The organism is Anaerotruncus sp. 1XD42-93, assembly GCF_009917605.1.
Lineage (GTDB): Bacteria > Bacillota > Clostridia > Oscillospirales > Ruminococcaceae > Anaerotruncus.
The window spans coordinates 1-26,492 of the sequence record NZ_QZEG01000012.1 but is presented as its reverse complement, the minus strand read 5'-3'; the positions used below and the strand labels follow the sequence as shown (position 1 = coordinate 26,492).

The window sequence follows — 26,492 nt, the reverse complement described above, 5'->3', positions numbered from 1 at the left end:
TCTACCTCCAAATCTTTCCTGTCTGCTCGTCCCGTAAAACGATTCGCTCCTCCAGATGGAAGCCGGCCAGTTCACACATATCAAAGATGGTATGTAACAGTTTGTGAAACCGCTCGTCATCCCTATCCAGATTCTTCATAGCCTCATAAGCAGTCGGGTCAGAATAACCCTCTGCATTCTTTCGTAAATCTCTATCCGTCAAAAGACTTCTCACCTCCTTCTTCACGCCATTTTTCCAGATCGATTCCATATTGCTTCAATAAATATGTACAAAGCCAAACTTTATCGTTCTCCTCCATAACATATCGTTCGAGAAGTTCTGCTATGGCTTTGTTGAATCGGTCATAGAACCTACGCAGCCTTTTTTCTCCAAAACCGAACTCTGAATGGAGAACCCATAAAATGAGCGCGTCAATTTCTGTCGCGTGTTTTTTATCGTACTCTGCGAGTTGCCTCTGAATTTCGAGGTTCATAGCTTTTTTCTCGGCAACAGTCATAGCGGCTCCGTATACTTTCCCAGCAGCTTTCTTTATCCGCATCTCACAGCCCTCCTCACATAATCCAGTTCTCCTTTGCAAAGAAGAGCGGTAGTCCCATTATCAGGGTGAATATAAAAGCCGTTGCATCATATTCAATCGGGATGCTAAGGGCTCCCAGAGAGATAAGCGCAGCGGAATATAATTTGTTCTTTATCAATTCACGCCTCCACATAATATCCTCCCTTTACGACGGCAACGGTGCGCCCGATCTCCAGGCAATCCAAGCCACGAAAAAAGCGACTGCAATCAATAAGACCACAATCGCTGCCAAAGTCAGAACAAAATGAAGAATCAACTTATGAAACTGTTTCTTTGACATTGTCCTTCTCCTTTTTCGATTTCATGATACCTGCCTCTACATCATCCATCTTTACCAGCACACCGTTTTCTCTGAATTTGGAATATGCTCTGGCGGTCGCACAGTGCTCAATACACTGGCACACTCTGTTAATCAGCGCATACGCGCAAAGATAGAGGACCAAAAAAGCAAGCATATACTGTACAAAATTCATAAATTTTCTCCTTTCGAATTAGATTCGGAAAGCTTCTCTTTCATCTTTTCAAGAATGGCTTCAACCGACTTCCGAGTTTTCGGACTCATTTTTATGTAAGCCTTATGCTCGTCATACCAGTTGAATATCTCATTGAGATTATCCTTCTGCCAACTGAACGCCCACCAATCGCAAATCATTTCGAGAATATAATTGTAAGGTATATCCAGGGCAATCTCACCCTCTTTGGGGTCATCGTTAATGAGAACCCAGTGCTGCCAATGATGAGGATTTCTATGAATATGCAGAAGCCAAGCCCGTCTGTACTCCTGAACAACCTGATAAGATTTGTTGTTGCCATAGAAATACCGGTCGTAGGCTTCATACTCATCCGGCTCATTCTTGGAAGTATCGTGTGCAAACTCTGTCTGCCAAGCCACACCATCTACCAACAGTTCGGGAAGGTTCTCCTGAATCCACCGAAAGCCTTTATAGACGTTGTTGCGGTGCTGCTGCAAATATAAATCATACTGTGCACTCATTGGAATCCTCCTTACTGTAGATATTTTTCCATGAATAAGAGTCACGATAACTATAATCGTATACGCTTCCCTCTTGAGTAAAAACAATTTCGTTTTTTGCTTCGTTGTAATACACGCCATTCATTTCTGTCGCATCGCATTCCCACCCGCTATCGCTCGTTAAATGAACATTTGATGGAATGTTATTTTCTTTGATGATTTTTTGCAGAATATCAAAAGTCATTTCAGTTCACCTCTTTCCCGTCAGCATACATTTTTTCCGAATCCCCAGTAATAATCTCGCTGTACGGAAGTTGTTTAATCCACCGACAGAACTCACGCCATTCATCCAGCTTGTGATCTTTACGCCAGCGATAAATACCGACAAGCACTTCGTAGTTCAGCATAACCGTCCGTTTCTGGTTGTAGGAAGAGGGGAGTAGCTGAATCATTCTATACCACAGCTCTTTATCTTTCTTGTTGCTCTCCAAATATAAATCTCTCGTCTTATTGAGCATTTCGATTGTTTCACGGAGAGGAGTCTCCCAGAACCCGATCAGGTGTTCATGCGAAAAATCCTCCAACGTAAACTCCTTAGCATGGATTTTATGCATGGTCGAACAGGAGTTGGCTACGGTACCTACTTTATAGGTATCGAACTCCTTCCACCAGTAGAGCGGAGCAGTAATATCCAGGTACACCGTAATCATCCGGCGGTACTTTGCGTGAACCGGCCCGCCTGCTGCCAGTTTCATCATCAGCTCGTGATCGGCTTTACCAAGCTGGAAGGAGTGGTCGTATGTATGCTCGCAGGGAACCTCTTTCGCACAGTTCTCACAGCCGATACCATCGTCACCGCCTTTACAAATCCCGCTGTCGGACTTATCCCAACTGTTCATCGGGTTACGCATCCCTCTGATGGTCTCCTCCAGACCATGAATACTTACCTTTTCAATCTTAATCATCTTCTTTGCTCCTTTCCTCACACACTTTGCAGCGGCAATCGTTATCCGGCTTTCCTTTCTTATATAAACCGCAGTATGCACACTCATTATCATCGGGTCGAATTCGTATTTTTCTTATTTTGCATCTGTACCTACCCCAAGAAGAACAAAATATAGCTTCTGTGCAGGTGGTACAATTTTTTACATCACTCATCGGCAATTCTCTCTTTCTCTCTGTAATTTTACGTCAATAGCCTTTTGCAAATCCTCTGGCTTGACATCAAAAATGGACTCCAGAAAAGATAAGCAAATATAAGCGTCTGCTATCTCTTCCAAGAGTCCAAGTTTGTCACCATATCCACGAATCTGTTTACTGACCTGTTGCTGCAACTCGGCGAACTCCTCCATAGCGACAGTGCATTTCAGTTTCCATGGATACTTTTTTATGCTGTTCCGAATAATTCGCCGGCGTTCTTTTTCTGAAAGCTGAATGTCGCTTTTCAGTCCCTGAATAAATCTACTTCGGTTCATCGCTGTTCCTCTTTTCCCAGTAAGAATCGTAATCTCCCTTTACAAAATTCTTGGCGTGAGATATATCCGAAGTGTGCTTACATTCCGCCGACGGACAGGAATCACCACACTGTTTTCCGTCACAGAGATAAAGAATGTCCGCTACCTCCTTTGAAGGAAGCCAAGCATTCCGGTCGTCAATATATTCGTTGGCAAATATCTTTCTCGTATCCGTCCCGAAAGATGCCACAATTTCCGGCAGGTTCTCGTTGACAGCATCAAACACAAGTCCCTGCTCGGCAGACCAGCTAATTGCATTTTTCAGCATATCGTCCACCCGACATGTCCAGAGGATGAGCTTGTATCCATTCGCCTGCCGGTCTTTCAGATATGTAATCATCTCTTTGTTTGCTTCTCCGATTTCCGGCCACTTGTTTTTGCACAAAGTACCGTCAAAATCCACCGCAATAATTTTGTTTTCCATCTCTTTTTCTCCTTTCAGAAAACCAATTAGTAATTACGCCGTTGATAGGGGAGATGCTTTTGAATTCTCCTTTCCACCTTATATCTCGGCGTGTAGTTTTTTAGATACTGATTCTTTTTACAATGAGGCACAAACATTGCTTTTTCTTTGGCGCGTTTTTCTTCCTCATCACGAATCTGTCCAAATATTTTTGCGAGTGTGTCCGCAGCCTGCCTAACAGTAACTGCAAATTGTTCCTATGCTTCCGTGAGCTTATTAAGTAACGCATTCCATTCATCCGTAGTCATCGAATCATCCTCCATATTGTAGTCCAAAATGAGAATATAAATGGTTGTATAGTTGCTTTTCTATCTCATCCTTATAGACCACCACCGGTTTTCCTGCTATATGAATTGTCATGGTTTCACGGAGCAGAGGTTGTGCTGCATCTATACCCGCAGATTGAGAAGCATTCATTGCTATTTGCGGTTCGGGTAAATATGCCAGAGCTTCCATTCGTTTATGATCGCATTTATCAACAAAAGGACACTTCCGACATCTTTCAGATAACTGTGATAGTCCCATTCACACTTCTCCTTTCTTCATTGTAAGTTTCTGATATAACTCCTTTGCTTCATCGCCCTTAAAAGCGTTGATAATATCAATCTCGCCTTTATCTTTTCTACCAACAATCAGTACCGGAATATCCCCATGTGTATAGTCAAAGCTTACAAGGATGGTATCGGCTTTCCCCTTCATTAAATTCTCCTTTCTATGCGGCTTTAGGTAATGCTTCGGGAGTAAATGTATACCGCTTCGCATATCCTGTTGCATTAAAATCTTTCTTTTCTTTTAACGTCCTACTAATTGCCAAATCAATCCCCGAACGAGATTTCAAATGGTAATAATATAAATCCTTGAACGGTGTATTTAACCTATCAATTCGTCCAGACGATTGCTTCATGATTTTGTAGGAATAGTTTTGTGAGTAAAATATAATGGTATCCGTCTTGATACAGTTCCAACCTTCAGCACCAGCATTATACTGAACCAAATACACCCACTTTTTACTATCCGGAACCGGTTGATGACAATGCCCATTCCATTCTGCAATTTCAACATCATTTCCGTAAGCCAAATTCTTCAATATATCAAGTTCGTAGTCAAAATTGTAGAATATAATAGCTCTGGGATGCTTCTCGATGATTTCCAGTAATGCCACTTGCCTTGATTGGTCGGTATTTACAATCTTTCTCCAGACATAACAAAGCTCACCCGCATTGACAATTGGCTCGTCCTTATAAGGATTCCATCTGGTTCTTCCCACATCTTTGTACTTCTCGATGTTGTACCTAACAAAGACATCTTCATGATGCGAAACGGTTGTTCTCTTGAAATCCATGTTTACCAAAATATCATTCCGCCGTCGTATCAACCGACCAGTATTCAAATATCTATCCACTTTCGGAAATTTGCTGAATCGGCTGTAAACAATATGCTCTCTGGTAAACTCGGTTCTATTCCGATAAAACCCATTTGCAATAAAGACCGGAATATAATCCTGCCAAGTATCTCCCGGAGTAGCGGAAAGAAGAATCCATTGATTCCTTTTTGCTATTTGCAGAAACGACTTCACCCATGTACCAGAGCCAACCACACGCTGCTCATCAAATATAAAGAAGGCGCCCGTAATCTCTGCGTATTTTTTTATGTTATTCCACGAATCTACAATTACTTTGTTTCGATACAGATTGAATTCGTGAGAAGTAGAAAGAAGGAAGGGCGATAACTCACCCTCCCATTCCTTCGTATCCCGTTTACGAGCGGTTGTGATGATATAAAGGTCTTTAATTCCAACGTCATCCATCACCGCATACTCTTCGGTATCGATTTCTCCGCCATTGCAAATATAATAGTAAGCAAGTGCAGTTCGTGATTTTCCACTACCTACGCCACCACAAAGAATGCAGCCATTTTTCATCTTCTTGACAGCATCCAATTGATAGTCGTAGAGCTGCACCCCCGCCATAATCAACTTTCCTCGTTGTAGTCGTTGGTCCATCTCTTAATCTTGTTAAAATAGCTGCCCTTATTACCCAACGCTTTCTTTGCGATAGCCATCGCCAGACCCTTCTCCGGATCGAAGTCTTCATTTTTTGCCTTTACTACTGTCTTGGTGCCGTCTGCCCAGAAGACAATGGTTACTGGATTGTTGAAGATGACTTTCTTGATCTCCAGTGCCATTTTTCTATGCAGTTCCGCAGTACCGAACACATCGTTCACCGCATATTTAAAAGCATCAAGACGATTCTCCGCCTCCGTTGCCCTCCGGTTCGCTTTGCTGATTTCAGTGGCAGCATACATCAATTCCGGCTTATCAGTATCGGCTGCGTATACATAACCGCCTCTCATGTCACCAATCAGCTTCTGATTCGGAGAGTTGATCAATCCCTCCATGGTTTTCATAAACTCGCGTGCGTTCATTTCCTTGCTCATGATTTTTCTCCTTTCAATGTTTGTTTACATGTCTTCAAGCACCGCTTCGATGCTGTTTTTCAGATTCGCCATATCGGAATACATTTCGTTTTCCTTATTAGTGCAGTCATCTTCTATGGGAGAATTGTTCAAGAAGAAATCAATCTCCCTCAGCAGATTAGTCAGCCTTTCTTTCATCAGATTCTCCTTTCAAAAGCTCGTCCATTTTACGAACCATTCTTCGCATTGCCCACACATCGGAAAAATACATCATTGTAAACCAGTAATTTTCCGTCGAGTCACCCTCAGCAATAGGTTCTGTAAAGGTGTTACCGACCTTGATATAAGCTGCCACGCCCAGCAGAGAAAGCTGAATATAGCACATCAGAGCCACAATCTCGTCAATATCCTGTGCAACTACCAAAACGTGGTTCTGATAATTCAAAGGTTCCTTCTCCAACTGCTTTCTTGCGGCATGAACACCAGCAATCAAAGTGGCTCCCGCGCCACAGCATGAGTCACAGATAGTTATGTAGCCCTGTTCATTAACCTGCTGAGCCACATTATCACCTAAGGCAATTTCCGCCATAAGTTCACAAACGTGATACGGTGTAAAGAATTGCCCTCCGGACTCATTGCCTAAATTGAGTTCCATAAAAATACTGCCCAGAAAGTCCTGTTCCTGGTTTTCTTCCAAGGCCAAGACTGTCTGAGCAGCAAGTTCAGGAAATATCGCCTGTTCCTGTTTATTGTATTTCTTGATGATTTTCATATATCTGGCTTCCCGCTCATCATAATGGAATTTATCCACTGGATTCGAGAGCGAGCAGGCAAACATGATTACGAAATCCCTCCAAATATCCCAAGCTCTATGACGATAGGTAAGTTTTCTGAAAGAATCCAAGAACTCCTTTCTACCGTCATTTTTTCTGGGACTTGTTTTGGGTTTCGGCTCCGGCTTTTTGGGAACTTCTGAATCAACATCTTTGCTCGGCGGTTTGTAGGTCGGCATTGAAATCGTAGGTTTCCATTCCGGAACCGGCTTCATTTTTGGCGAATCCGTCTTAGGCGAAGTGGCAGGCGTTTTCTTTTTGGCTGTGGTCTGCTTCTTCTTTTTCTTCCAAAACGCCATAGTTTCTCCTTTCAAAAATATAAGTCTTAGTTGAATGGAAGCTCGTCCGGGCCCTCCATTTCGGCATACTTTTCCGCAAATTCATCTTCCTCGATGGTGACATACATATTTTTTAAATATGCCTTAACCCCAGATTTCTCGTTCTTCGTTCCTTCCTGGATTACCCAGTTGTAGGGCCGAATGGTCAAATCCACATTACGAATCTCAGCATAGTCCAGAGAGTCAATCGCCTCCTCGTCCAACTGCGTTTTCGTTCTTCTGGTAATCATGAACACCTTTGGTGGGATATTTTCAAAGCTTACCGCGACCTGGAGATAGTGCTTCGGCTCATCGCCCTCATCCTTCGGGGTAAGAACACGGATGTTCCACCCCTCCTCAGCCAATCTCTGGGCCAGTTCCGGGTCGTCAATCACAACACAGAAATTGCGGCTTCCAGCTCTGTTATACTTTCCCTCTTTACCGGAAAAGTTCCGGAAGATGATACGGGCATTCTCCATGATGATGTTGTCGTTTACTCTTTTAGACATAATCGTTCTCCTTTTCTTTTAAAATGGTAAATATTCTTCATTGGGATTGTCTTCCGGCGGATTCATGGAATGGCTCATAATCACATCCGAAATATCGTACCCAAGGTTACAGTCCATATGGAACTTGTCGTTATGGAAGTTCGGACAATCAAAGCACGTCGCATATTTCATTTCCCCGCAAGGCGGCATCCACGATGGAACCTCGGAATCAACATCAGCGTCGTTGGCACCAAGCTCCTTAATATACGGGTCGTCGGAAACAAACCATTCGAAATCGCCATACTCCGAAATAGTCTTAACTGCATCATCAACTAACTTGTCATAATAGCTGCGGTCGATATCATCTTGCTTGTCCAACTCCCGAACCATTTCCGATTCCAGCCACCTGTATCCTTTTGAACCAGTAGCGGCGTAGTATCTTCCATTTTTCTCCCGCATTAAGAGTCCGCCGCCGCACCCGTCCTTGATAGGGCAGAACTGTCCGATTTTTCCGATGAAACGATAGCAGTGCCCATCAGCAATAATCTTTCCAAGTCTTTCAAATTCCTGACATTCATCAGTCATCGGATCTTCGAGTTTTGATACATCGCTAAGTTCTTTTAGCAACTTTGCGTATTGCTTTTCTTCTTCAGACACATCTGGCAGCCCTTCGTTCATATCCAAATATAAAGCGCTACTTACAGATTTGGTCTCGCACATATCCTCGAAAGCAATATCTTCTCCACTGAAAAGTTTCTTGAACACATAAGGAACTGCAAACTGGGTACCGGTAGCTGTCCATTCGCCGGCGTGCTTACCATCTTTGTACTTGGCAATATAGACCGCGTCATTCACCAAGCACATCCGGTCGTATGTAGCCTCGTGCTCAAATGTGTACCCATACCGTTTACCATAATCCATAACAAACTGGATAATTTCCGGCGTAGCGTCAGGAATCTTGATAGAATCTGTCTTGATATGGGCAACAGTAAAGCCCCGTTCCTGCACCTCATGTTTGAGGTTAATCATGAACAGAGCTCCTCGTTTAGCTACAATATTGTCTTTGTTTCTCGGATCGCGGAATGCGTTCTCGAAAGAGGCAGAAGTAAGGCCGTAAACCGAATTGATTGCTGTCTTCAGAGCATCAGCAAGCTGCTTGGATGTCATTTCACCGTCAATTACTTTCTGGATATACGGTGTGAGCTTTCCATCCAGCATCGTATTGACAATATCCCATGCTTCATGCTTGATGCTTACACGCCCTTCGACAATATCCCGAAATGCTCTTGTGAATTTCACGCCGAATAGGACTTCTGCGATTGCGCTGTGTGGATGCATTGAGGAAACGTCCAGCAACGCCACATTCCCATACATCCCAGGTTCGGCATAGACATACCCGCCTTCGCCGACTTCTTCGTCGCGGTAAGTGGATTTTCCATTTTCGAACTTGTAACCAGGAAAATATGGAAGAAAACTGCCTGCTTCACCGTGAGTTCGTTCCATCATCTCCGGACACGCTTCAGCAAGGAATGAATATGTTTCCTCGTCCAAATCATGCACCGGTTCTGCCAGATTACGGTAGTGGAACTGATCCTGCGGCTTTCGGTTATTTCCAAATATAATTCTGGTAGTTAGGCTGTTCGTCGTGTCGTTGACGGTCATATCCGCCAAATCCGCCAGAATCTGCCTTGCCGTCCAATCCGCTTTCAAGTAAACAAAAGACGCCTCGGTAGCAATTACATCGTTATCACAGTATTCGGCAACCTTTGTCCAAAGTTCTTCCGGTACAGGTTGATCCCACGGTAAGCCAAGCTCCTGGTGATGGGTTCCCGCTTTGATGATTCTAATTTCGTCATCGGAAAACCCTTTCTTTTTCAGCTCCTTTTCTGTGACATTTCCCATTTCGATTTCCAACTTCTTCAGGCTTTTTTTGTTTCCGGCAGAAGCGAAGTCATAAACGTCTGTATAACTGACATTGTAGGCTTCTCCGAAGAAACAATTTGCGCTGCCATTGATAATTTTCTGGGACAGATTATAGAGCTGCTCGTTTGAATATCCCATAAGCCGGGCGTACAGAATATGATTGTCATACCTGCGGCAATTAAATCCAACTAAACGGAACCTCATTAAGTCCTCTATCTCAGATGGCGTCGGGTTAATCATCCGTACAACCGGCTTTCCCTCACCTTCGATTTTCCAGTTTACAAGAAACAGGTTGGGAAAGACCTCAACGTCATAAAATATCAGTTTCGCATTCTCATTTTTCACGGCTGTGGACGTGTCGGCAGATTTAAACTGCATCTTGTTTACCAACTTGATACAGTAATCAGCCTGATGAGAACTGTTCGCTGCAAATGCCAATACTGCATTCCTCATATCCGTGACATCATATTTTAAGTCACTGGAATATGCATCCTCCAGTATTTTGTAAATAAAGTCGATACTGGGCTTAGTACCCGGATGAATCTCTTTGTTGAGATTACGTTTTATCAGTGTTCTAAGCCCTTTCTCGCTTTGAACTGCTTCAAAATTTACCATTTTATTTTCTCCTTTCAGCGGTAAACCAGAGCTAATTGTCGCGATAGGCAGGTTGTTGCATTTCGACACTTTTCGTCTTAATGAACTGTTGCCTGTGAACACCTTAACTTCTACATGGTCATCATAAATGCGGCTCAGTCTTGCCGGATCTCCCGTATAAATATAATGCAGATGCACTCCGCATCCGCTTTTACTGAGTTCCGCATAAGTTGGCGGCCATTTACTTGCTTCTTCTACATTCCTTTCAAAAGATTTATTTCCCTCCTCGTCCGGAATATCAAAATCAATTACGATATGGTTTTCGGGAACCTTGACATAGTGTAATTGTGAAGTATCCAAAGAGGCCAAGGTTGTTTTGACATTCGCCCACTTTTTCCCAGGCGTACCAGCATCTGTTCCGTATTGGGCCGGGCAGGTTTCACATTCCTTGTCGAAAACAGATTCCTGCTCTTTGAACTCGATGGATGTTGGTTTTGTTTCCGCATTTTCACCTGCCGGATTTTTTTCGGTTTCAAATTTCTCAGTCCGGAATCCGGAATAGTAACTGCGAACCCGCGAACCATCTTCAAGATTGAACCGTTCCTTGTAGTCCCGAAAATAGTTTTTCAATTCCTCCTTAAAGATTCTTTGGGAGAATGGAAAAGACACCTTTGCTTCATCACAGTAGGTCTTGTACATCTCCCATGCCGCTTTCATTGTCGTTCCGTCTTCTTTTTTGAACACATGGTACGAATCAACAATGAAGTTATAGAAATCATTGGACGCCCCAAGCATAGCAATCGGAATATAATCGTCATACATACCCGGAGTGGATAAATATACTTCCTGACAGTGATACGCAATCGCCCCCAGTTCAAATCCAACCCGTTTTACAATATCCTTGTAATCGTTAGGATTCAGTTTGTTGCCTGTTGGCGAAACGTCTATCAATCTCCGAATCAAACCGGACTTCGCGTCTGTAATCTTCACCGGCTTATTTGTTCCCATAAAGAGAAAGCACTTGAATCGGTTGGCGTAGGTCGATTTGAACTTTTCGTTCACCGTCATAAGTTCATGAGAAACCAGACTGTTAAGCCTTGTGTTATCTTCAATTCTGGACAGGTCGCCGTCATGCTGAATCGCCACAAGAGGGTTGCTTTTAAATGCCTCCAACGCAAAAGAATTACTGGATGACCCCAGTGCTTTTGCGTCGAATACTGAGTAATACCCTTCAAAAAGCTGCTGGATGATGTTCAGGACTGTGGATTTACCTGTTCCTGCGGCTCCATATAACACCATGAATTTCTGCAACCGTTTGGATTCTCCTGACACAATCGACCCAATCGCCCATTCAATCTTCCGTCGTTCTTCCTCGGAATATAAAGTTGACATCAGCTTTTCGTAGGCAGACAAATCGCCAGCTTCAAGCGGATAATTCAGCTTTTTACTGGCGTAATCTTTTTTATTGGTCTCTGTGTTGAAAAAAATAAGTTTTTCATCCAGCATGTGGAATGAGTCCCGCATCTGCTTTTGGCAATACTTATGCCAGGAGTCAATCATGCCTGATTCTGCATCCCACATATGCAGGACTTTTATGTCGGAGTCAAAGCGCCGGCGGTTTTCTTCTGCATATCTATCCAGTTCGCGGTCAATGAGCTGCAAAGCATCCTGCTCGTCCGTAGACCATAAACCACGTTCCTCAATCCAGATAGCGTAGAAGTCACCACCTCGAATCATCAGATCGGAGCTTTTTTTAATAATGAACTTCGGATAGATTTCTATTACACCACGCTTTGTACTACGTGTTGAAATCATCAAAAAGTCGATCATCGCATTTTTTACTCTCCTTCCGAGCGCTTTAATTCCTCAATCTCATTCCTGAGTTCCTTTATTTTTTTATTCTGTTCCCGGCGGTCCAATTCCGTCATAACTACATAAGCGGTCATGGCGCAGGCCCAAAGTCCGACATTGCGGTTGAACCTGCTCTGATGCTTAAGAGTGACACGGATTCCCTTGATTGCCGTTTCCGATGACCGTAAACTTCCAAAAATATAACCAAGCATCTCGCACATCAGCCTTTTCCTCCTTTCATGCCTTTGATAAAACTTTTAGCGGTTTCAAACCGCCAGTCGTCTTTGCCACCATAGGTAAATATAAATTCAGCGCCATTGGTCTGCCGGACTCGGATGCTGTTTTTACCGTTTGGAAACCATGTGGCAGCATTCTCACCCGCATAAAGCGGAAAATATAGTTCAAACCATTTATATACTTCGTTGTGAGTCATACGAAACCTCCAAAACTATACGATTTCGTCTAAGTACCAGCACATCTGATACCAGATTTCTACCGTTCTCAAATCCCGTCGGCAGTGTTCCACCGTAAACAGGCCACCCTCCCCATTTCGCTTGTATCTTCGGTCTAAGAATCTCTGAATAATCTCGTCTGCATAATCCTCATCGAATCTTGCATCTGTCATTTTCCGTAAACCGAGATTCTCAATCATACCCCAGAACCATTGCCCGGTACGATTCCCGATATCCGGGTCGTCCATGATATGTTCTTCACAACGAATAGCGAGAGCAATCATCATTTCTAAAACACTACAAGGACTATTATCCAAGTAGCTTGAAATCATGGCGTTTTCGTATGAATTCTCGTAGCCAAACCGGTACCGGAGATCTATCCCATCTTCTTCTCGGTTTCCATCCATTTCAATCGTGTAATTAAAATCCACGTTATGGAGGAACCGTAAAAGTTTCTGATAGGACAGACCTCTGGTATACCGGCGGTTGCATACGAGCTGACACATCCAATCGAAGTATTCGCTATTCAGCTCGCTCCTTGTCATCATACCTCCGTCTGATGCGGCCTCTGCTTAATAACGTCTGAATAAGTCCTCTGATCCAGAAGAATTTCGTAGTCGCATTTCAGCCTGTCATTTCTGACAAAGACTGAATCGTCTTCAAACTCCCCAAAGTGGGTCAAAGATTCCAGACCTACAACATTATCCACATCTTCTACTTTTTCATCGTCTTCATCTGCCAGAATCTGGTCTGCATAGTAACTGAGGCTGATTCGTTCATAATCCTCAAACTCGCCAAATTCATCCGGTGAGATTACATAGGGTTTCATCTCCATCGCTTCCTGCTCCTCTTTTTTCTCTCCGGCGCTTGCGTTCGAGTAGTTAGTATATCCTTCCCGTTCCAACCTTGCAGCGTATTCGGAAATATCCGGTTTTTCTTCCGGCTTACCAACCTTTGCTGTCTGCGGCTCAGGAGTGACAATCTCAACATCCGCAGCCGATTCCCGTCTGGAGAATATCTCCTTTACCGAATCAATTTCCTCCTGGGCAATCTGCTCATATTTTTTCTTGGTGTATTGCCAGGTCACTACGGAACCAACAGCCGCGCCTAAAACAAACATCACAAAGCCCGCTGCTTTATTCATTTTCTTCATCCTCCTCTTCTTCATCCTCCTCGTTCTTTATAGTCATTACCGTAAGAGCCAGTCCTCCGAAGAGTAAGGATACACTCAGTAAGATACCGCCGGTAATATGTCTTTTCCTTTTTGTATCCAGCACATAATCGAGCATGGATATCAGATTCCCGATTCCATCCATGATTACTGCTCCTTTCCGCCGGATAACACGGCAAGACCGCCGACAAAACAGATTCCGGCCATAGCAGCCAGCGTGTAAGATACCAATGTTAAAAAGCCATTCATAAGGTTAATCTCCTTTCATTCATAACTTGAAAAATAGTGGTGTTCTACTTGGAACATGGGAACGCCGTAATCGCTGTAACAGCCAGCGGTAAAGAATATAACATCGTAGTTTGTCCGAACTTCCAGTTCTTCTTTGACAAGCTGACAAATATCATCCCTCACCTCGCAGCGGTCTACACGTCCGTTCCACATTGAGGAAAACTGATATGGTTGATAGATAACATCGTAAACCGTATCGGGAAAATGCTCCGAATCCATGCGATTGAGTATGGTGTCGATTACCAATCGCTTTCCTTTTTCGCATTCTCCTTCTGCCTCTGCCATCGTTACCAATGCTATCAGCGAAATATCTTCCTCTGATAAAAGTTCTTCCTCTGCAATTTCTTCTGCGCTTGACTCTGAAATATCCTCTATCGGAATATAAGTAACCACCGGCATAGATACCGGAGTGATTTCTATTGCCTGTGAATCAGCAGAGATTTCACTTCCGGCAGAGTGCGTAGTGATTGAAAATATCAGAATCACGCACAAAGAAAAAGCTGAAGCTATTACAGTTATTTTTTTCATGTACGTCTCCTTAAAAATATCCGGCTGCCCTCCGCCAGTCTTTTGAACCGAGCCAAGGGCAGTCTGCCATATCCCGATAGGGATTCCCTGTGCCAACGCTATCCAATCCATCCGTCAGTCACATCAGTTCCCAGATGTTTCCGTCCACGTTGAAATCCAAAAGAATGGCCGGCTCAAAACCATTCGCAAAATCGGAATAACTCAGATTGTCCGCATACAAACCGAAGTCAACATAGTTGTCGCCGATAGGATGCTCTGCATCATAAACCCATCCAACAACCTGACCGGCTTTTGTCGGAGGCAGCCCCAGCATGTCGTAAACATCGTTCAAGAAAAGGCGTTTCTTTGCCCTGAGCAAATCGTTGGCGTACTTTTCCTGTGCTTTCAGGAACATCAGATTGTACTCGTTGTTGCTTTCCCAGTGAGGGTTCAGGACGCTGTTTCCGTCTTCGTCCATCGTGTACTTCTCAAAGAATCGGGCGTATCCGCTTACATCGGACGGGTTGACAACGAAAGCGGTTTTCTTCACTTTCTTTTCTTTGCCGGTTTCCTCATCGATAACGGTCTCGCTTACCTTCTCCGCTTTGATATTGTATTTAAGCTCCCGGTCGATCTCCTTGCCGAAGCGCTCAATAACCCGTTTCCGATATTCCTTGAAACTCTTATCCACAGTTGCATAAGCCGCAGCCAGAGCGACATTCCTTTTCCGAAGAATATTGTTCGATGCCAAAATGCTGGTGATAGATAACGCGCCAAGAGCCACAGCGGGAGCATACAGCTTGGCGAGTTTAACTCCGGTCTGAAGATAAACAACAGACAGGTCTTTCTTGGAATCCTCAATGGAGTAGTCTTCGCCAGCCTTGGTGACTCCCTTTTCTGTCGCATCGTGAATCTCGTCCACATCGTTCTTCGTCTTGTCGATGATTTTTCCGACCTTCGTTGTTGCCCGGCACGCCATAACCGTACTCGCTACCGTTCCGACGATACCTGCCACAATGAGAATCTCCGGGCTGTGTTTTTTCAACTGAAAGCCGACTTTATTGAAAGTTCCGCTTACCTTCGTCATGATTTCTTCTTTTTTCATGGTTAATTGTTCTCCTTTTCCAAATTTTTGAGATGGTCAATAAGATGCTGCGTGTACCACATGATTTTCTCCAAATCCTGGATTCCGTTCTTTTTCTTCCAACGGCACGCATATTTGATGATGTTACCGGTATCCACCGCTTCAATACCCTTGAGGTCGAACGTAAAAGCTTCTATTGCCTCGATTACTTCCAACCCTGTTTCTGACTGGTAGTGATCGGGATGGGATACCATTTTGTCCCTTGATTCATACATGGCAAATCCCTCCCTAATTCAGCGGAAGCGCTTTAGGCAGCTTAAGAATATAACCGTCTCTTACCCGAACGGGCTTGCATCCGCTGATATCTGTCCAGCCGTACTTATTCACGGCATAGTTGTTTGTTGATACATCAGCCAAATCATACAAATCGCCAACGCTGACCACTCCATACTGGCTGATAATGTCGTTCATAGCATCGAGAACTGACTCAGCGTCCCCACGGGTTTCAAATATAATGTCGTCGTAATCATACCCGCCCCTCGTCCCCGCTGAACGATAATCCCTCCTCCGGTCAGAATCCCGGTCATAGAATTTTCCGTAAGATACCTTGGATGCTGTCGAGTTTTTCTTGGTACGTCCTGTTTCACCGTAAAGAATCATGTCAATTCCGTTCGTCACAATATCTGAGATTGCTTTCTTTACCGCAGGTACCAAAACCTCCATAATGATATAGGATTTGACATTCCCGACATCCTCGGAAATAAAGACATCGGCAAACTTCTGCATTTCACCTTTCTTTTTTGATTTGGCAGAGCCGGTGATTACTTTCCCTACTTTTTTCTCAGGTAAAGCATCGGATTCTCGCTGTTCTTCTTTGGATTTATGAGAATTCGGCTTGTATTCTTCCATTTACTTTCTCCTTTCACCAGCCGCAATCAGCTTCCCAGGTAACGTAATTCTCGTATTCGGAAGTCTGTTGTGCTGCTTTTTAAATTGATACACAAGATTACTCCTTGCTTTTTTCTCAGACACGGCATAGGTGGTCGATTTCCAACGATGCGCGACACAGTTTTCAAACTCCATAACCGGTCCATCATATGCATACTGGTTCATAAAAACACCTCCTGCAAAAAGGAAAAAGGGAAAGCACCTTGTTTCAGATACTCTCCCTCGCATGATCCACCAAATATCATACACGCAGATTTTTATTTTTCTGATTCTTCATCGGTTTCGGCAACCTCGACATCGACATCTACCACCACGTCGGACTCCATACGCTTTGCCTCTCTCCGTGCTTTGATTTTGGCCATTACCGGTTTAGCCAGCTTGCAGATTGCCATACCTGCAAGGATGCCCAAACCGAAACCAGCCGCCACCTTACAGCCGCAGCGAGAACTCGCTTCAACAACTTCCTCCGTTGTAGTTTCGATAAGTTCCTCGTTTGCCATAACTTCGTTAGGTTCCATAATTGTTCTCCTTTCGTTTATGAAATAATGTGGATTACTCCATTAAAGACATTGTTTTTTTCGCGCATTAACCGTTGCTGAAATCGTATCTCGGAGCGATGTGATACTCAATTACAAGGCAAGGCGTTCCGTCGTCAGCCAATTGCGAGCTGAATGACACATCAATATACCCTTGGTCAATGTTCCAGCCGAGTTCATCTCCGATGGAAGTCCCGTTCAAACCGATTTCGTAATAGAACTCGTTCAGAGAAATATACATCTCATCCCGCATCCGTAAGTTAAGCTCATTGACAGCCTTCTTTATCTTCTCGATATCGGACTTAAAATATCGCCCGGACACAGTATCGAAGCAGAGAGTGTTTCCACGCTCAAGAATAACCACCTCACGATTGCTTACCGGATTCTTCTCGATTTTATCCTTAGCAACCGCATCCCGGATTCCCTGTTCTTTTTTCTCTCCGATGGTTTCCACCACTTTTTCCTGATACTCTTTCAAAGCCGATTCCGAAAGTGTATAAGCCGTAGCAAGCGCCGCTCTGCGCCGTATATTTACTGAACTGGCTCCGATTAAACAGGCTATTGAAACAGTTCCGATAACAGCCGTTGGAATGTAACAAGCCCACGCAGCCTGAACGGTTTCTTTCGGTGTGAGATCGTTTACCTCCAGCTCGTCCTTCCTTTCTTCAATGAGAATTAGAGCTTTTGGTGTAGCCCGGACCGCCATCACGGTTGTTGTAATCATCCCGGCAATCCCGATACCGGTTAGAATTTCCGGACTGTGTTTTTTCACGGCAGTTCGCATGTTTCGGATAGCTGCCGCTATTGTTTTTTTGTCCATCGATGTTCTCCTTTCGAATCTGGTCGCACATAAGCGCATCCCCTTTCTAAAATATAAAACCGCCCACAAGGGGCGGCGATTATTTAACCAACCAGAACTCCGGACGAACCCCGCTAGAGTTCGAAGCGACGTTGCAGTACGCATCGCCCCTGCCGTTCACATCGGCGAAATGAGCCGAAGAAACGCTCCTCTTGGTTGCATTGCGAAGCCACCACCAGCACCAGTCATCCTTAAAATCGCAGACTCTGTTTCCGCGCCGCTTCATAAGCTCGAACTGCTCATCGTTATCCGGCTCAAAGTTTTCGTAAAAATCGTCGTGACCGAAAATCTCCCCGTATGTAGGAAGCGTAATCTCACGAATTTTGGTTCTCAGCTTTTCCGGAAATGACGGAAGAACCGTTTCGCGGAGCCACCTGCACATATCCGATTTGTCGAAACCGCCCTCATTGGTGTTGGTCTCATTCATCGGATGCCGGGCGATAACATCGTCAAACAGGAAAAGAATTCCCTTGTCCGTCACTCTCTGAGCCGTGGCCGTAAACTTTCCGAAGCCGCTCAGCCTCACCGTAATCTGATCTCCTACACAAATTTCGTTTGTCTTGAACAGCACCTTTCTTGCTACCTTCATGATTTTTTTCTCCTTTCAATTTTGGCTAATTATTTCAAACATCTTGTAATTTCCAAGATGTCTGTTGCTATTTCATAGGCAACATTAAATATCTGCCTGTCTCTTTTATCAGCGTGGTCTTTCATAGAAAATTCTCGTGTCTTTGTTGCGAAGTCCGAAATGATATCAATTGGGTCTTGTTCCGGATTTTTGCGAATACAATTCAAGAGTTCGTTTCCAGCCCATCGTTGATAACTAACTTCCTTGAACCAATGCTTATCCCAACTTCGTTGTGGTTCTGTGAAATCGAAAATATAATCCTCAATAATCAAAATAACCTGTTCATACTTAGACATAGCTCTCCCCTTATAACAGAAAAGAAGAGTCCCTGTTAGGACTCCTCAATTTCGTCATCTCTTTTGGCAAGTGCTTCGTTTACTTTTTCTTCGATTTTTTCATCCATCTTCTGCTCGTTGACCCAATCGGTTACAAGCGTTGCCGCCACTCCTATAAAAGTCGCCGCCAGACCAAGAACTTTAATCAATTTACTCTTAGTAGCCATAAAGCGATTACCTCCTTTTCATAATAGAACTTGCAATTTTTGCGAACTAAGAAATATCCAATTTCCCATCAAATTTGTTAGGGTCCCAGACAGCGGATATCACACAACATTCCAAACCGTCTTCCATCACAGTGCGATGATTTTCAAAGTCAAGCCACATAATTCCACCTTCCATAAGATCGTCCATAGCCCAGGCTATTTCATCTCCGTATTTGATTCCGTCAAGACCAAGGAAATCATAGAACTCATTTATAGTTGTATAGCCTCGAAGTTGAAGATTTCGATTTATATGATACTGAGCGTTCACTATGGCGGCCATTGTTGCAGTAAAATATCTCTTGGAAAACATGTCATAACAAAGAATTTTTTCGCTTTCCGAGTCCATATCCGCCGAATAGACACCTAACCCGTCAGCCGAAATATAGGTTTCTTTAGCTATTTCAGCATGGATTTTGTTATCAGCATCTTCGCCATAAACTTTTTTGGCTGCTTGTTGGTACTGCTTGTAGGATTCGTTAAGCATAGCGTATGCGCTCGTCAAAGCCGCCTGATTGCGCTTGTCCATTACACCAATACCAACAATACACGTAACGGTGCCAATACCTATCAAGACTGACGGAATATAACATTGCCAAGTCGTCTGTACAAGTTCCATAGGTGTAAGCTTATCCGTTTCCAGCTCATCTTTCTTGGCTTTAATAAGCCGCAATGCTTTAGGTGTTGCTCGTACTGCCGTTACAGCCGTACCAACAACGCCGACGATTCCTAAAGCAGTTAGGATTGTCGGGGATGATCGTCGCAACCCCATTGTAAATTTGCCCATATGTTTTCTCCTTTCATTTTTGGCAAAAATAAAAGAGCCGTTGCCGACTCCAAACTTAAGAGAAGCAGATAGGACTCGAACCTATAACTTCCACGGGTGTGTGGCGCTCTACCAATTGAGCTACTGTCTCTCCATAATATAACCTGTAAATTTCGCGTAAAAAGAAAAAGAGCCGTTGTTAGCGGCTCACTTCCTTCGCTTGATAATGTATCTAATAATGATAACTATTAGACCGATACATATAATCACATCACCAAACATCAGTATAAATACTATTCCACATGTTCCAATCGTGAAAATAGCACATACACTAAATACCAGTAACAGAATCAATAACACCGTAAATAATATCATATCGTTACACCATCCTTTCATAATACGCAATGTAAATATCGCGCAAAAAGAAAGAGCCCTTGTTAGGACTCCACTCCTGTTAAAAATAGTGTTCTTTCGGTATACCGTTCCATCCTTCGATCTGGTTAATTTCTTTCCCAATTTGTTTCAGCATTCTTACGATTTTAAACTGCGTCCCCAAAATAAGAATCCCCGTAACCAATAAAATAATAGTAAGCATACTTTCATCCTCCTTCTATTTTTTTCATAAAAGAAGTTGTATTTTATGCGAAGAAAAAAGAGAACCCGTTTAAACGCATTCCCTTTTTACATTTTTGCTAATCGTTGGTATCGTTTCTACCTTTTATCAGAATTAACACCCCAATCAAAATCAGTGCACATCCTAATAAAGTCATAACTCTTCACCATCCTTTCATAATACGCAATGTAAATATCGCGCAAAAAGAAAGAGCCCTTGTTAGGACTCCTCCTCGTTTTTCTTAAACCTACTCTTGATGTACTCTGTGATGTCGCTCCAGTAGAACCAAAGGTACGGAACAATCATCGAAATCACCAGTAACACCGAATATCCTTTCCAGTGCCTCCTCAGCCATTTCCATGACGGTCTCATAACCATTTCGTTGTATTCTTTTAATGCTCTCATCATAATTGTACCCTCCTGAAATTAGTTTATTTTTTCATAAAAGCCCTTGTAAATTTTGCGTATGTAAAAGCGAAGAGACCGTGTTTCCACAGTCTCAACTCTTTATAAACCAATCGCTGCCAGGAGCTTTGTAAGCTCATCTTTTCCCAATTCCGCATCTATATTCAAGTGAACATGAGCCGTTCCGTCTGTAACCGTTGCGGTGAATTCATTCAACTGGATATCCACTTCATATCCGGCTTTTTTCTTTACCTCTCTTTTTACAAACTTGGCAATCAAGTTCCTCAAGAATTTTGAGTTGATTTTCATTTCGTCCATACTCCTTTTTCTCCTTTCCAAACGTTGGTTTTTCATAAAGGGGGTTGTATTTTAAGCGCAAAAAGAAAGAGCCCTTGTTAGGACTCTCTCTCATACTGTAATTTCTGTAATGATATACGCATCTTTGCAAGTTCACTTCTGAGTGTTTCCATTTCATAGACATTTTTACTTCGTAGCAGCATATCCTCAAATATGCGTATCTTACTGCTTAAATGCTTTTCTGTTTTGCTCACTTTTTTTCTCCTTTCATAAATGCATAATTTTCCATAAAAGGAGCTGTAAATTTTGCGTCTAAATATCACGTCTGTCAAAGACCGTTTCCCACCGTTCTCTCGCAATTGGCTTCATCTTCAACGCCCACATAATCTGCCGGATGGTAACAGTAGGGTAGAGACCATCTTTACATTCTCCAGCTCGTTCGTCAAAGTATTTCTTGAATCCCGGATGCAAATATAAATCATCTGTCAGCCATGGGTCAACTTCACTCCACCACGTACTCTTTGTCTCTGAGTCATATCGTTGCTGAATGACGGCTAATCCTTTATCACTAATCTGAAAAAGAGTGCAACTGTTATAAACTGGATGTTCACAAATATAAAGTTTACCATACATCGAAAGATAAATAGCAGGCTTTTTGTAATGGTATCTCATGCCAGCCTCCCAAAAGCAAAAGAAAGAGCCCTCGTCAGGACTCCCTCTTGTGTTGATAATTCTTTAATCGTCAAATAGTTTACATGACGTTTTGCAATGCGGATATGGACCTCCGCAGGCTCTGCATCCTGCCGGTGGAATATCACCTCCAAAACTCTTATGTACGCTTGATGTCCATTCTACTTCTTCGTCATCTTCGTACTCATATTCCATTTCATCCACTTCCCATCCACATGATGGGCAGGCGTAAATATCACATCCACCGTTTAGATCTTCTCTGCGGTCCATTACAGCCCCACATTTGTTGCAAATCGCATACCCGTTATTCAGGTATTCTACCAATTCCATACCTTCGGGTCTGATAATTTTTTGGCTCATAAAGTCATTACCTCCTTGATAATCCGAAAGTAACAGCATTATTGTACGGTTACTCTCTATATTAAGTCAAGAGATAAAGAGCTCTTTTGCATCTCCATTCCATAATAGGGACTGTAAAAATCACGTAGAAAAACGAAAAGGACATGCTTTTCACACGTCCTCTCGTTCCGAAACTCTCAAATTCCTTATTTCTTCGTCGGTCTAAAACGGTTAAATAATCCTCTGAATGTTGTTGAGGTGTATGTTCCGCTTTCCTCGAACTTAAATCCCCTGCGCATCCAGATTGCATAGAACATCAACGGCAATATTAACTCGGCCGCTGCCGTACCAAGCCTGAAGTATCGGTCTTTGACCTGTTCAGCTAACTGGTTCTTCTTAAACTCATCATCGTTTTTACGATTTTCTGATTTCTCCTCGAAGTCCAGTGCTGTTTTAGTCTCATCGACCCTCAGCTTGTACAACGTTGCCAGATTTTCTGTCGCTGTCAAATGTTCTTTGCTCCCGAATTGCATAGAAGATAATGCTTCGATTTCTGCTTTAATCTCCTCGTCCAATAAGTTGCGGATTTCTTCCATTTTGTTTTTCTCCTTTCACTCGGTTTTATCAGTTTCCATAAAAGGAACTGTTATTTCTGCGAAATATAACTTTTGAGGTTGACTTTAAGAATTACATACTTCTTGGATGCTACGGTATCTACATCCTTGGATAGTTCCAGAAACATAAATGGTCCATCCGGGTCAGAGGTATCAATCCGTAAAGTGCCAATATCCAAAGGTTTAGTTATAATCTTGGTTATAATTGAAGCAATTACAATGTCGATCGCAAAGATAATTACAAGGATAATTACAAGTTCCATAGAGTTCTCCTTTCAAATTGTTTTTTCAAATTTTTCCACCCGGGAATTTTTCAGATATCAAAATACCATGTTTTTCCGTCACCTGCGTACTGGAATTCTAAGCTAGAATAAAAAGAAAGAGCCATTGCTGGCTCAGTCTTTTAAAAGTCTTGTGATAAGGTATTCTGTTCCGATAATCCCTATAATGCAGATGCCAATCCAAGGGATAAGCCCTGCTATGTATGGATTTTTGATTTTCATAAAATATCACTCTCCTTTCATAATAGGAGCTGTTATTTCTGCGAACCCTCACCTTCATAGACGATTTTCTTCCTCAAATCAGACCACGAAATATAACGTTCCTTCCGGCAGACTGGGCAGAAGAATTTAATCACTTTGCCGCCGATGTCCTCCAAATCCTGACTGTCCGCTTCCAACCGGCTTTGACAATTCGGGCAGTTGAATCGGTACACTTTTTTCACCGCAACATCTACAATCTTCATATCAACCACGCTCCTTGTTTAGCAGCCAGAAGAATCGTCTGTACAAGTCGTAATAGACATCCTTACAGCATGGAATATCTAATCTAGCTTTCAAACAATCGTAAGAGATGCCATTTGTAACAGCCTGTAAAATATAACTTCCAAGTACCGCATCGGTTTCTTCGGCTACCAGTTTCACCAATTCCATTCTGTCGGAGTAAAATATCCTCGCCTCAGCGCATTTTGCTGTCGGATCACCAAGATGCTGCTGACTCGAAAACAAAACCAAATCTGTCGGTCTCTTAGCCAGCCCGTTCAAGGCTAAGTATGCTTTTTTCCAGATAGGATACTGGAGACAGAAATGTTTCAACTCATAATACCGGTGTTTTTCAATCCAATAGGGATTCTTCTCGGACAACTCCGGTCGTATCGTCGTTCCCATTAGCGTTTCTCTCCTTTCCACAAATAGCCTGTTTCTTCATAGAGGAGCTTCGGAGAGATATAGAAATTGATACGTCCGTACCTCGAATTCATCTCCTCAATGTTGGTTACAAGTTTGCCGTTTCGAGTGGCCTTTCCGATTGGAAGCCATCCGGATATGATTCCGGCTCTGACCCAGGATGCATCCTTACCGTACACTCTGGCCGCGACGACCACCGGCACCGAACCCGACTCAAATATAATTTCTTCCATTGGCTCTTGCCTCCTTTCAACGGCTATTCTAGGATAAGAACCGCTTTTAGTAAAAACAACCTCGGTGGTATGGCGGCAAAAAGAAAGAGTCCTTGTTAGGACTCCATCTCGTCTACATACTTTCCAAATGCTTTAATTTCTCTTTTAAGTTTTATTTTGTCTTTCCACAGATCAACAGTTTCGATTCCGAATATAATCAGCGCCGAGAAAGCTGCTCCGATTCCTACTCCAATAAGGACGTCTTTTGCGCCTTTATTATAGCAAGAATTTGCAAACTCGCTAAGTGCTTTCATAGCTTCTTCTTCCGTTACTGTTGTTTTAATTTCTTCTGACATAATAATTCTCCTTTCGAAATATAAACAATTCTTTCATAATAGCAGTTGTAATTTTTGCGAAGATTTCCACCGAATCATCGTCATCTCGCAAGGATAATCCTCATATCCAATCGTCTCACAAGTAATAAGTCCCTCTATCACGCCTCGGATAATTTCCGCCTCATACTGCTTGTACGGAAAAATATCATCTGGAAGCTCTCTATGTAAATGTCCACATTTGATACAGCGTAATCTCCGAACCTTAATCCAGCTTGTACTTCTCCTTTTTGTTCGTACAATTCTTGGAACGCTGTCGTAGTATTTCAACGCTCCGCCGCAATCAGGACAGGTTGATTCGTCATGAGTAACCATATACATCACCTCCAGAGTGAAAAATAAGTGTAGGAGTAGTTGACAATTCCTACACTATGATATATGATTACTAATGGCAAATCAACAGAAACTCTGAGATTTGTCAAGAAAGGAGTGAGCGCACCATGCTGATGCAATGTCCCGAATGCCAACTGCAAGTAAGCGATAAGGCAACATACTGTCCTCATTGTGGCTATCCGATGCAGCCAGACATAAAACCAAGAAAGCCTCGCAAATCCAACAAGCGAAGAAGACTGCCAAATGGATTCGGACAGATAAGTGAAATCAAAGGAAGAAATCTTCGAAATCCATTTCGAGCTATGGTTACAGTTGGAAAAACTCCGACTGGACGGCCTATTTGTAAGCCACTCAAACCGGAGTCATACTTTCCCACTTATAATGATGCCTATGCTGCTTTGGTAGAATATAACAAGAATCCGTATGATTTAGAGCCAGCCATAACAGCGAAAGAACTCTATGAAAAATGGACAGAAGAATATTTCAAGACTCTGAAGAACGATGCGAGTGCGAGGGCCGTTACCTCTGCCTGGGCTTATTGCTCATCTGTCTACGATATGCGGGTAATGGACATTCGGGCGCGCCATGTAAAAGGCTGTATGGAAGAAGGAATAGCTGTAGTTAGGGGGAAAGAGCAGCGGCCTAGTGCGTCCATGAAAAATAAAATTAAATCTCTGTTCAACCTTATGTTGGATTATGCTTTGGAATATGAGATTGTTGACCGTAACTACTCCAGAAGTTTCAATCTGACGGAAGAAACCATCAAAGAAATCCAGACCGTTAAAAAGGAACACATCCCGTTTACGGATGAAGAAATTGCATTGCTTTGGGAACATGTGGATGATAAACGGTATGTTGACGCAATCCTGATTCAATGCTATTCTGGATGGAGACCGCAGGAACTTGGATTGATACGGTTGGAAGATGTTGATTTGGAGAATTGGACTTTCAAAGGCGGTATGAAAACAGATGCCGGTACCGATAGGGTTGTTCCGATTCATTCAAAGATACAGTCGCTAGTGCTCAGAAAATATAAAGAGGCAGAATCCCTGGGGAGCGAATTCCTTTTCAATTGCACCGATCCGGACAGAAACCGGAAAAATATAAAGTTCACGTACAACCGGTATCAAAAGGGATTTACAAGAATCCGTGATGAGCTGAAGTTGAATCCAGACCATAGACCACATGACGGACGAAAACATTTCGTAAGTATGGCAAAAAAATATGGCATCGATGAATACGCCATCAAATATATGGTCGGACATAAGATTTCTGACATCACTGAAAAAGTGTACACAGCAAGAGAGTTTGACTGGCTGCGAGAGGAAATAGAAAAAATAAAATAGAATGTCTTTTGTGTAGGAATGTTGGTATAGGAGTGGTGCAGGAATAATATATGATTTACATACATTTCCCTGCTTTTTACCACTTCTAACCGCTTTTAAAAGTATTGATTTTACTGGTTTTTTCGCAAGTAGTCAGCTTAGGAAGTTTTTATTTATATATTCTAATGCCTATACTGAAATTCAAACAAACTGCAAAATATCATGAGGAATATACGCTGGTATTTTCTAGGTAGTGTTCACATAAGCACATCGACAATGAGAGCAAAAAAAACAAAAGCCAAAAAGATAATATCCAGTTTGTCATAGCGGGTAAAAATGCGACGAAATCGCTTGATACGGCG

At 42.9% G+C, this 26,492-nt stretch carries 45 protein-coding genes, 1 tRNA gene and 1 pseudogene; 1 reads left to right on the top strand and 46 read right to left on the bottom strand.

The window, feature by feature from the left end; translation table 11 throughout:
- Position 1: 1 nt before the first annotated feature.
- The 45 genes from D5269_RS06755 to D5269_RS18525 all read right to left on the bottom strand — a co-directional run bounded on the left by D5269_RS06755 (position 2) and on the right by D5269_RS18525 (position 24,787).
- Positions 2–202 (bottom strand): hypothetical protein, encoded by a 201-nt coding sequence (locus tag D5269_RS06755; RefSeq protein ID WP_120484305.1) that lies wholly within the window; start codon positions 200–202, stop codon positions 2–4.
- The gene (locus tag D5269_RS06750) at positions 192–539 is read right to left on the bottom strand and encodes a hypothetical protein (RefSeq protein ID WP_120484304.1); all 348 of its coding nucleotides are present in this window, start codon (positions 537–539) and stop codon (positions 192–194) included. The genes D5269_RS06755 and D5269_RS06750 overlap by 11 nt, the downstream gene beginning before the upstream one ends.
- A gap of 296 nt (positions 540–835) precedes the next feature.
- A complete protein-coding gene (locus tag D5269_RS06745; protein ID WP_120484303.1) occupies positions 836–1,051 on the bottom strand; it encodes a hypothetical protein in 216 nt (71 codons plus the stop codon).
- Positions 1,048–1,572: a DUF5662 family protein gene (locus tag D5269_RS06740; RefSeq protein ID WP_120484302.1), complete on the bottom strand. Its 525-nt coding sequence runs from the start codon at positions 1,570–1,572 to the stop codon at positions 1,048–1,050. The genes D5269_RS06745 and D5269_RS06740 overlap by 4 nt, the downstream gene beginning before the upstream one ends.
- Complete coding sequence (locus D5269_RS06735; RefSeq protein WP_120484301.1) at positions 1,556–1,795, bottom strand: hypothetical protein; 240 nt, start codon at positions 1,793–1,795, stop codon at positions 1,556–1,558. Before D5269_RS06735 ends, D5269_RS06740 begins: the two co-directional genes overlap by 17 nt.
- Position 1,796: 1 nt before the next feature.
- Positions 1,797–2,516, bottom strand: a complete 720-nt coding sequence (locus tag D5269_RS06730; RefSeq protein ID WP_120484353.1) for a hypothetical protein — start codon at positions 2,514–2,516, stop codon at positions 1,797–1,799.
- Between the two features lie 189 nt (positions 2,517–2,705).
- Positions 2,706–3,026 carry a hypothetical protein gene (locus D5269_RS06725; RefSeq protein WP_120484300.1) on the bottom strand — a complete coding sequence of 107 codons (321 nt, stop codon included), beginning with the start codon at positions 3,024–3,026 and terminating at the stop codon, positions 2,706–2,708.
- Entirely contained in the window at positions 3,013–3,489 is a 477-nt protein-coding gene (locus tag D5269_RS18530; RefSeq protein ID WP_243126681.1) for an HAD hydrolase family protein, read from the bottom strand. The genes D5269_RS06725 and D5269_RS18530 overlap by 14 nt, the downstream gene beginning before the upstream one ends.
- Positions 3,490–3,780: 291 nt before the next feature.
- The gene (locus tag D5269_RS06715) at positions 3,781–4,053 is read right to left on the bottom strand and encodes a hypothetical protein (RefSeq protein WP_120484299.1); all 273 of its coding nucleotides are present in this window, start codon (positions 4,051–4,053) and stop codon (positions 3,781–3,783) included.
- Complete coding sequence (locus D5269_RS06710) at positions 4,054–4,227, bottom strand: hypothetical protein (RefSeq protein WP_166545150.1); 174 nt, start codon at positions 4,225–4,227, stop codon at positions 4,054–4,056.
- A 13-nt stretch (positions 4,228–4,240) separates the two neighbouring features.
- Positions 4,241–5,497, bottom strand: a complete 1,257-nt coding sequence (locus D5269_RS06705) for a DEAD/DEAH box helicase family protein (protein ID WP_120484298.1) — start codon at positions 5,495–5,497, stop codon at positions 4,241–4,243.
- Between the two features lie 2 nt (positions 5,498–5,499).
- Positions 5,500–5,964, bottom strand: a complete 465-nt coding sequence (locus D5269_RS06700) for a hypothetical protein (protein ID WP_120484297.1) — start codon at positions 5,962–5,964, stop codon at positions 5,500–5,502.
- Between the two features lie 24 nt (positions 5,965–5,988).
- Positions 5,989–6,141 (bottom strand): hypothetical protein, encoded by a 153-nt coding sequence (locus D5269_RS06695; protein WP_166545149.1) that lies wholly within the window; start codon positions 6,139–6,141, stop codon positions 5,989–5,991.
- Positions 6,122–7,075, bottom strand: coding sequence for an N-6 DNA methylase (locus D5269_RS06690; protein ID WP_120484296.1), 954 nt, complete (start codon positions 7,073–7,075; stop codon positions 6,122–6,124). The genes D5269_RS06695 and D5269_RS06690 overlap by 20 nt, the downstream gene beginning before the upstream one ends.
- 26 nt (positions 7,076–7,101) lie before the next feature.
- A complete protein-coding gene (locus D5269_RS06685; protein WP_120484295.1) occupies positions 7,102–7,602 on the bottom strand; it encodes a hypothetical protein in 501 nt (166 codons plus the stop codon).
- An 18-nt stretch (positions 7,603–7,620) separates the two neighbouring features.
- Positions 7,621–11,928, bottom strand: a complete 4,308-nt coding sequence (locus D5269_RS06680; RefSeq protein ID WP_120484294.1) for a DUF5906 domain-containing protein — start codon at positions 11,926–11,928, stop codon at positions 7,621–7,623.
- Between the two features lie 8 nt (positions 11,929–11,936).
- A complete protein-coding gene (locus D5269_RS06675; RefSeq protein WP_120484293.1) occupies positions 11,937–12,170 on the bottom strand; it encodes a hypothetical protein in 234 nt (77 codons plus the stop codon).
- On the bottom strand, positions 12,170–12,382 hold the full coding sequence (locus D5269_RS06670; protein WP_120484292.1) for a methionyl-tRNA synthetase: 213 nt from the start codon (positions 12,380–12,382) through the stop codon (positions 12,170–12,172). The genes D5269_RS06675 and D5269_RS06670 overlap by 1 nt, the downstream gene beginning before the upstream one ends.
- Positions 12,383–12,397: 15 nt before the next feature.
- Entirely contained in the window at positions 12,398–12,907 is a 510-nt protein-coding gene (locus D5269_RS06665; RefSeq protein ID WP_347707289.1) for a hypothetical protein, read from the bottom strand.
- Positions 12,908–12,945: 38 nt separating this feature from the next.
- A complete protein-coding gene (locus D5269_RS06660; RefSeq protein WP_161909617.1) occupies positions 12,946–13,545 on the bottom strand; it encodes a hypothetical protein in 600 nt (199 codons plus the stop codon).
- Positions 13,538–13,717 (bottom strand): histidine kinase, encoded by a 180-nt coding sequence (locus D5269_RS06655; protein WP_161909609.1) that lies wholly within the window; start codon positions 13,715–13,717, stop codon positions 13,538–13,540. The genes D5269_RS06660 and D5269_RS06655 overlap by 8 nt, the downstream gene beginning before the upstream one ends.
- A 119-nt stretch (positions 13,718–13,836) precedes the next feature.
- On the bottom strand, positions 13,837–14,388 hold the full coding sequence (locus D5269_RS06650) for a cell wall hydrolase (protein WP_120484288.1): 552 nt from the start codon (positions 14,386–14,388) through the stop codon (positions 13,837–13,839).
- A gap of 118 nt (positions 14,389–14,506) precedes the next feature.
- On the bottom strand, positions 14,507–15,472 hold the full coding sequence (locus tag D5269_RS06645) for a DUF6353 family protein (RefSeq protein ID WP_161909610.1): 966 nt from the start codon (positions 15,470–15,472) through the stop codon (positions 14,507–14,509).
- A 2-nt stretch (positions 15,473–15,474) separates the two neighbouring features.
- Complete coding sequence (locus D5269_RS06640; protein ID WP_120484286.1) at positions 15,475–15,726, bottom strand: DUF3310 domain-containing protein; 252 nt, start codon at positions 15,724–15,726, stop codon at positions 15,475–15,477.
- A 13-nt stretch (positions 15,727–15,739) separates the two neighbouring features.
- Positions 15,740–16,360, bottom strand: a complete 621-nt coding sequence (locus D5269_RS06635; protein WP_120484285.1) for a hypothetical protein — start codon at positions 16,358–16,360, stop codon at positions 15,740–15,742.
- The gene (locus D5269_RS06630) at positions 16,361–16,564 is read right to left on the bottom strand and encodes a hypothetical protein (RefSeq protein ID WP_120484284.1); all 204 of its coding nucleotides are present in this window, start codon (positions 16,562–16,564) and stop codon (positions 16,361–16,363) included.
- Between the two features lie 92 nt (positions 16,565–16,656).
- Positions 16,657–16,917 carry a hypothetical protein gene (locus D5269_RS06625; protein ID WP_120484283.1) on the bottom strand — a complete coding sequence of 87 codons (261 nt, stop codon included), beginning with the start codon at positions 16,915–16,917 and terminating at the stop codon, positions 16,657–16,659.
- Positions 16,918–16,984: 67 nt separating this feature from the next.
- Complete coding sequence (locus D5269_RS06620; RefSeq protein ID WP_120484282.1) at positions 16,985–17,755, bottom strand: DUF6353 family protein; 771 nt, start codon at positions 17,753–17,755, stop codon at positions 16,985–16,987.
- A gap of 79 nt (positions 17,756–17,834) precedes the next feature.
- Positions 17,835–18,383, bottom strand: a complete 549-nt coding sequence (locus tag D5269_RS06615) for a DUF6273 domain-containing protein (protein ID WP_120484281.1) — start codon at positions 18,381–18,383, stop codon at positions 17,835–17,837.
- 29 nt (positions 18,384–18,412) lie between these two features.
- Entirely contained in the window at positions 18,413–18,718 is a 306-nt protein-coding gene (locus D5269_RS06610; protein ID WP_120484280.1) for a hypothetical protein, read from the bottom strand.
- Between the two features lie 35 nt (positions 18,719–18,753).
- Positions 18,754–18,924: a hypothetical protein gene (locus D5269_RS06605; RefSeq protein WP_166545148.1), complete on the bottom strand. Its 171-nt coding sequence runs from the start codon at positions 18,922–18,924 to the stop codon at positions 18,754–18,756.
- A 46-nt stretch (positions 18,925–18,970) separates the two neighbouring features.
- The gene (locus D5269_RS06600; protein WP_120484279.1) at positions 18,971–19,747 is read right to left on the bottom strand and encodes a DUF6353 family protein; all 777 of its coding nucleotides are present in this window, start codon (positions 19,745–19,747) and stop codon (positions 18,971–18,973) included.
- 60 nt (positions 19,748–19,807) lie between these two features.
- Positions 19,808–19,877: transfer RNA gene (locus D5269_RS06595), tRNA-OTHER, on the bottom strand.
- Between the two features lie 303 nt (positions 19,878–20,180).
- Complete coding sequence (locus D5269_RS06590) at positions 20,181–20,321, bottom strand: hypothetical protein (RefSeq protein ID WP_158604885.1); 141 nt, start codon at positions 20,319–20,321, stop codon at positions 20,181–20,183.
- Positions 20,322–20,558: 237 nt separating this feature from the next.
- The gene (locus tag D5269_RS06585) at positions 20,559–20,747 is read right to left on the bottom strand and encodes a hypothetical protein (protein WP_120484278.1); all 189 of its coding nucleotides are present in this window, start codon (positions 20,745–20,747) and stop codon (positions 20,559–20,561) included.
- Positions 20,748–20,846: 99 nt separating this feature from the next.
- Positions 20,847–21,062 carry a CTP synthase gene (locus tag D5269_RS06580; RefSeq protein ID WP_120484277.1) on the bottom strand — a complete coding sequence of 72 codons (216 nt, stop codon included), beginning with the start codon at positions 21,060–21,062 and terminating at the stop codon, positions 20,847–20,849.
- A gap of 291 nt (positions 21,063–21,353) precedes the next feature.
- On the bottom strand, positions 21,354–21,713 hold the full coding sequence (locus tag D5269_RS06575) for a hypothetical protein (RefSeq protein WP_120484276.1): 360 nt from the start codon (positions 21,711–21,713) through the stop codon (positions 21,354–21,356).
- A 63-nt stretch (positions 21,714–21,776) separates the two neighbouring features.
- The gene (locus D5269_RS06570; RefSeq protein ID WP_120484275.1) at positions 21,777–22,091 is read right to left on the bottom strand and encodes a hypothetical protein; all 315 of its coding nucleotides are present in this window, start codon (positions 22,089–22,091) and stop codon (positions 21,777–21,779) included.
- 185 nt (positions 22,092–22,276) lie between these two features.
- Positions 22,277–22,666, bottom strand: coding sequence for a hypothetical protein (locus tag D5269_RS06565; protein WP_120484274.1), 390 nt, complete (start codon positions 22,664–22,666; stop codon positions 22,277–22,279).
- Between the two features lie 50 nt (positions 22,667–22,716).
- Positions 22,717–22,947 (bottom strand): beta-lactamase induction signal transducer protein, encoded by a 231-nt coding sequence (locus D5269_RS06560; protein ID WP_120484273.1) that lies wholly within the window; start codon positions 22,945–22,947, stop codon positions 22,717–22,719.
- Positions 22,948–23,219: 272 nt separating this feature from the next.
- The gene (locus D5269_RS06555) at positions 23,220–23,429 is read right to left on the bottom strand and encodes a DNA-directed RNA polymerase (RefSeq protein ID WP_120484272.1); all 210 of its coding nucleotides are present in this window, start codon (positions 23,427–23,429) and stop codon (positions 23,220–23,222) included.
- A 1-nt stretch (position 23,430) separates the two neighbouring features.
- The gene (locus D5269_RS06550; protein ID WP_120484271.1) at positions 23,431–23,850 is read right to left on the bottom strand and encodes a hypothetical protein; all 420 of its coding nucleotides are present in this window, start codon (positions 23,848–23,850) and stop codon (positions 23,431–23,433) included.
- Entirely contained in the window at positions 23,850–24,101 is a 252-nt protein-coding gene (locus tag D5269_RS06545; protein ID WP_120484270.1) for a hypothetical protein, read from the bottom strand. The genes D5269_RS06550 and D5269_RS06545 overlap by 1 nt, the downstream gene beginning before the upstream one ends.
- 95 nt (positions 24,102–24,196) lie before the next feature.
- Positions 24,197–24,436 carry a hypothetical protein gene (locus D5269_RS06540; RefSeq protein ID WP_120484269.1) on the bottom strand — a complete coding sequence of 80 codons (240 nt, stop codon included), beginning with the start codon at positions 24,434–24,436 and terminating at the stop codon, positions 24,197–24,199.
- 33 nt (positions 24,437–24,469) lie between these two features.
- The gene (locus tag D5269_RS18525; protein WP_120484268.1) at positions 24,470–24,787 is read right to left on the bottom strand and encodes a DUF6431 domain-containing protein; all 318 of its coding nucleotides are present in this window, start codon (positions 24,785–24,787) and stop codon (positions 24,470–24,472) included.
- A 125-nt stretch (positions 24,788–24,912) separates the two neighbouring features.
- Between D5269_RS18525 and D5269_RS06530 the strand changes: the two genes are divergently transcribed.
- Complete coding sequence (locus D5269_RS06530) at positions 24,913–26,151, top strand: tyrosine-type recombinase/integrase (protein WP_120484267.1); 1,239 nt, start codon at positions 24,913–24,915, stop codon at positions 26,149–26,151.
- A 236-nt stretch (positions 26,152–26,387) separates the two neighbouring features.
- Here the strand turns inward: D5269_RS06530 and D5269_RS18520 are convergent.
- Positions 26,388–26,492: pseudogene (locus tag D5269_RS18520) on the bottom strand (IS5/IS1182 family transposase); the annotation flags it as partial.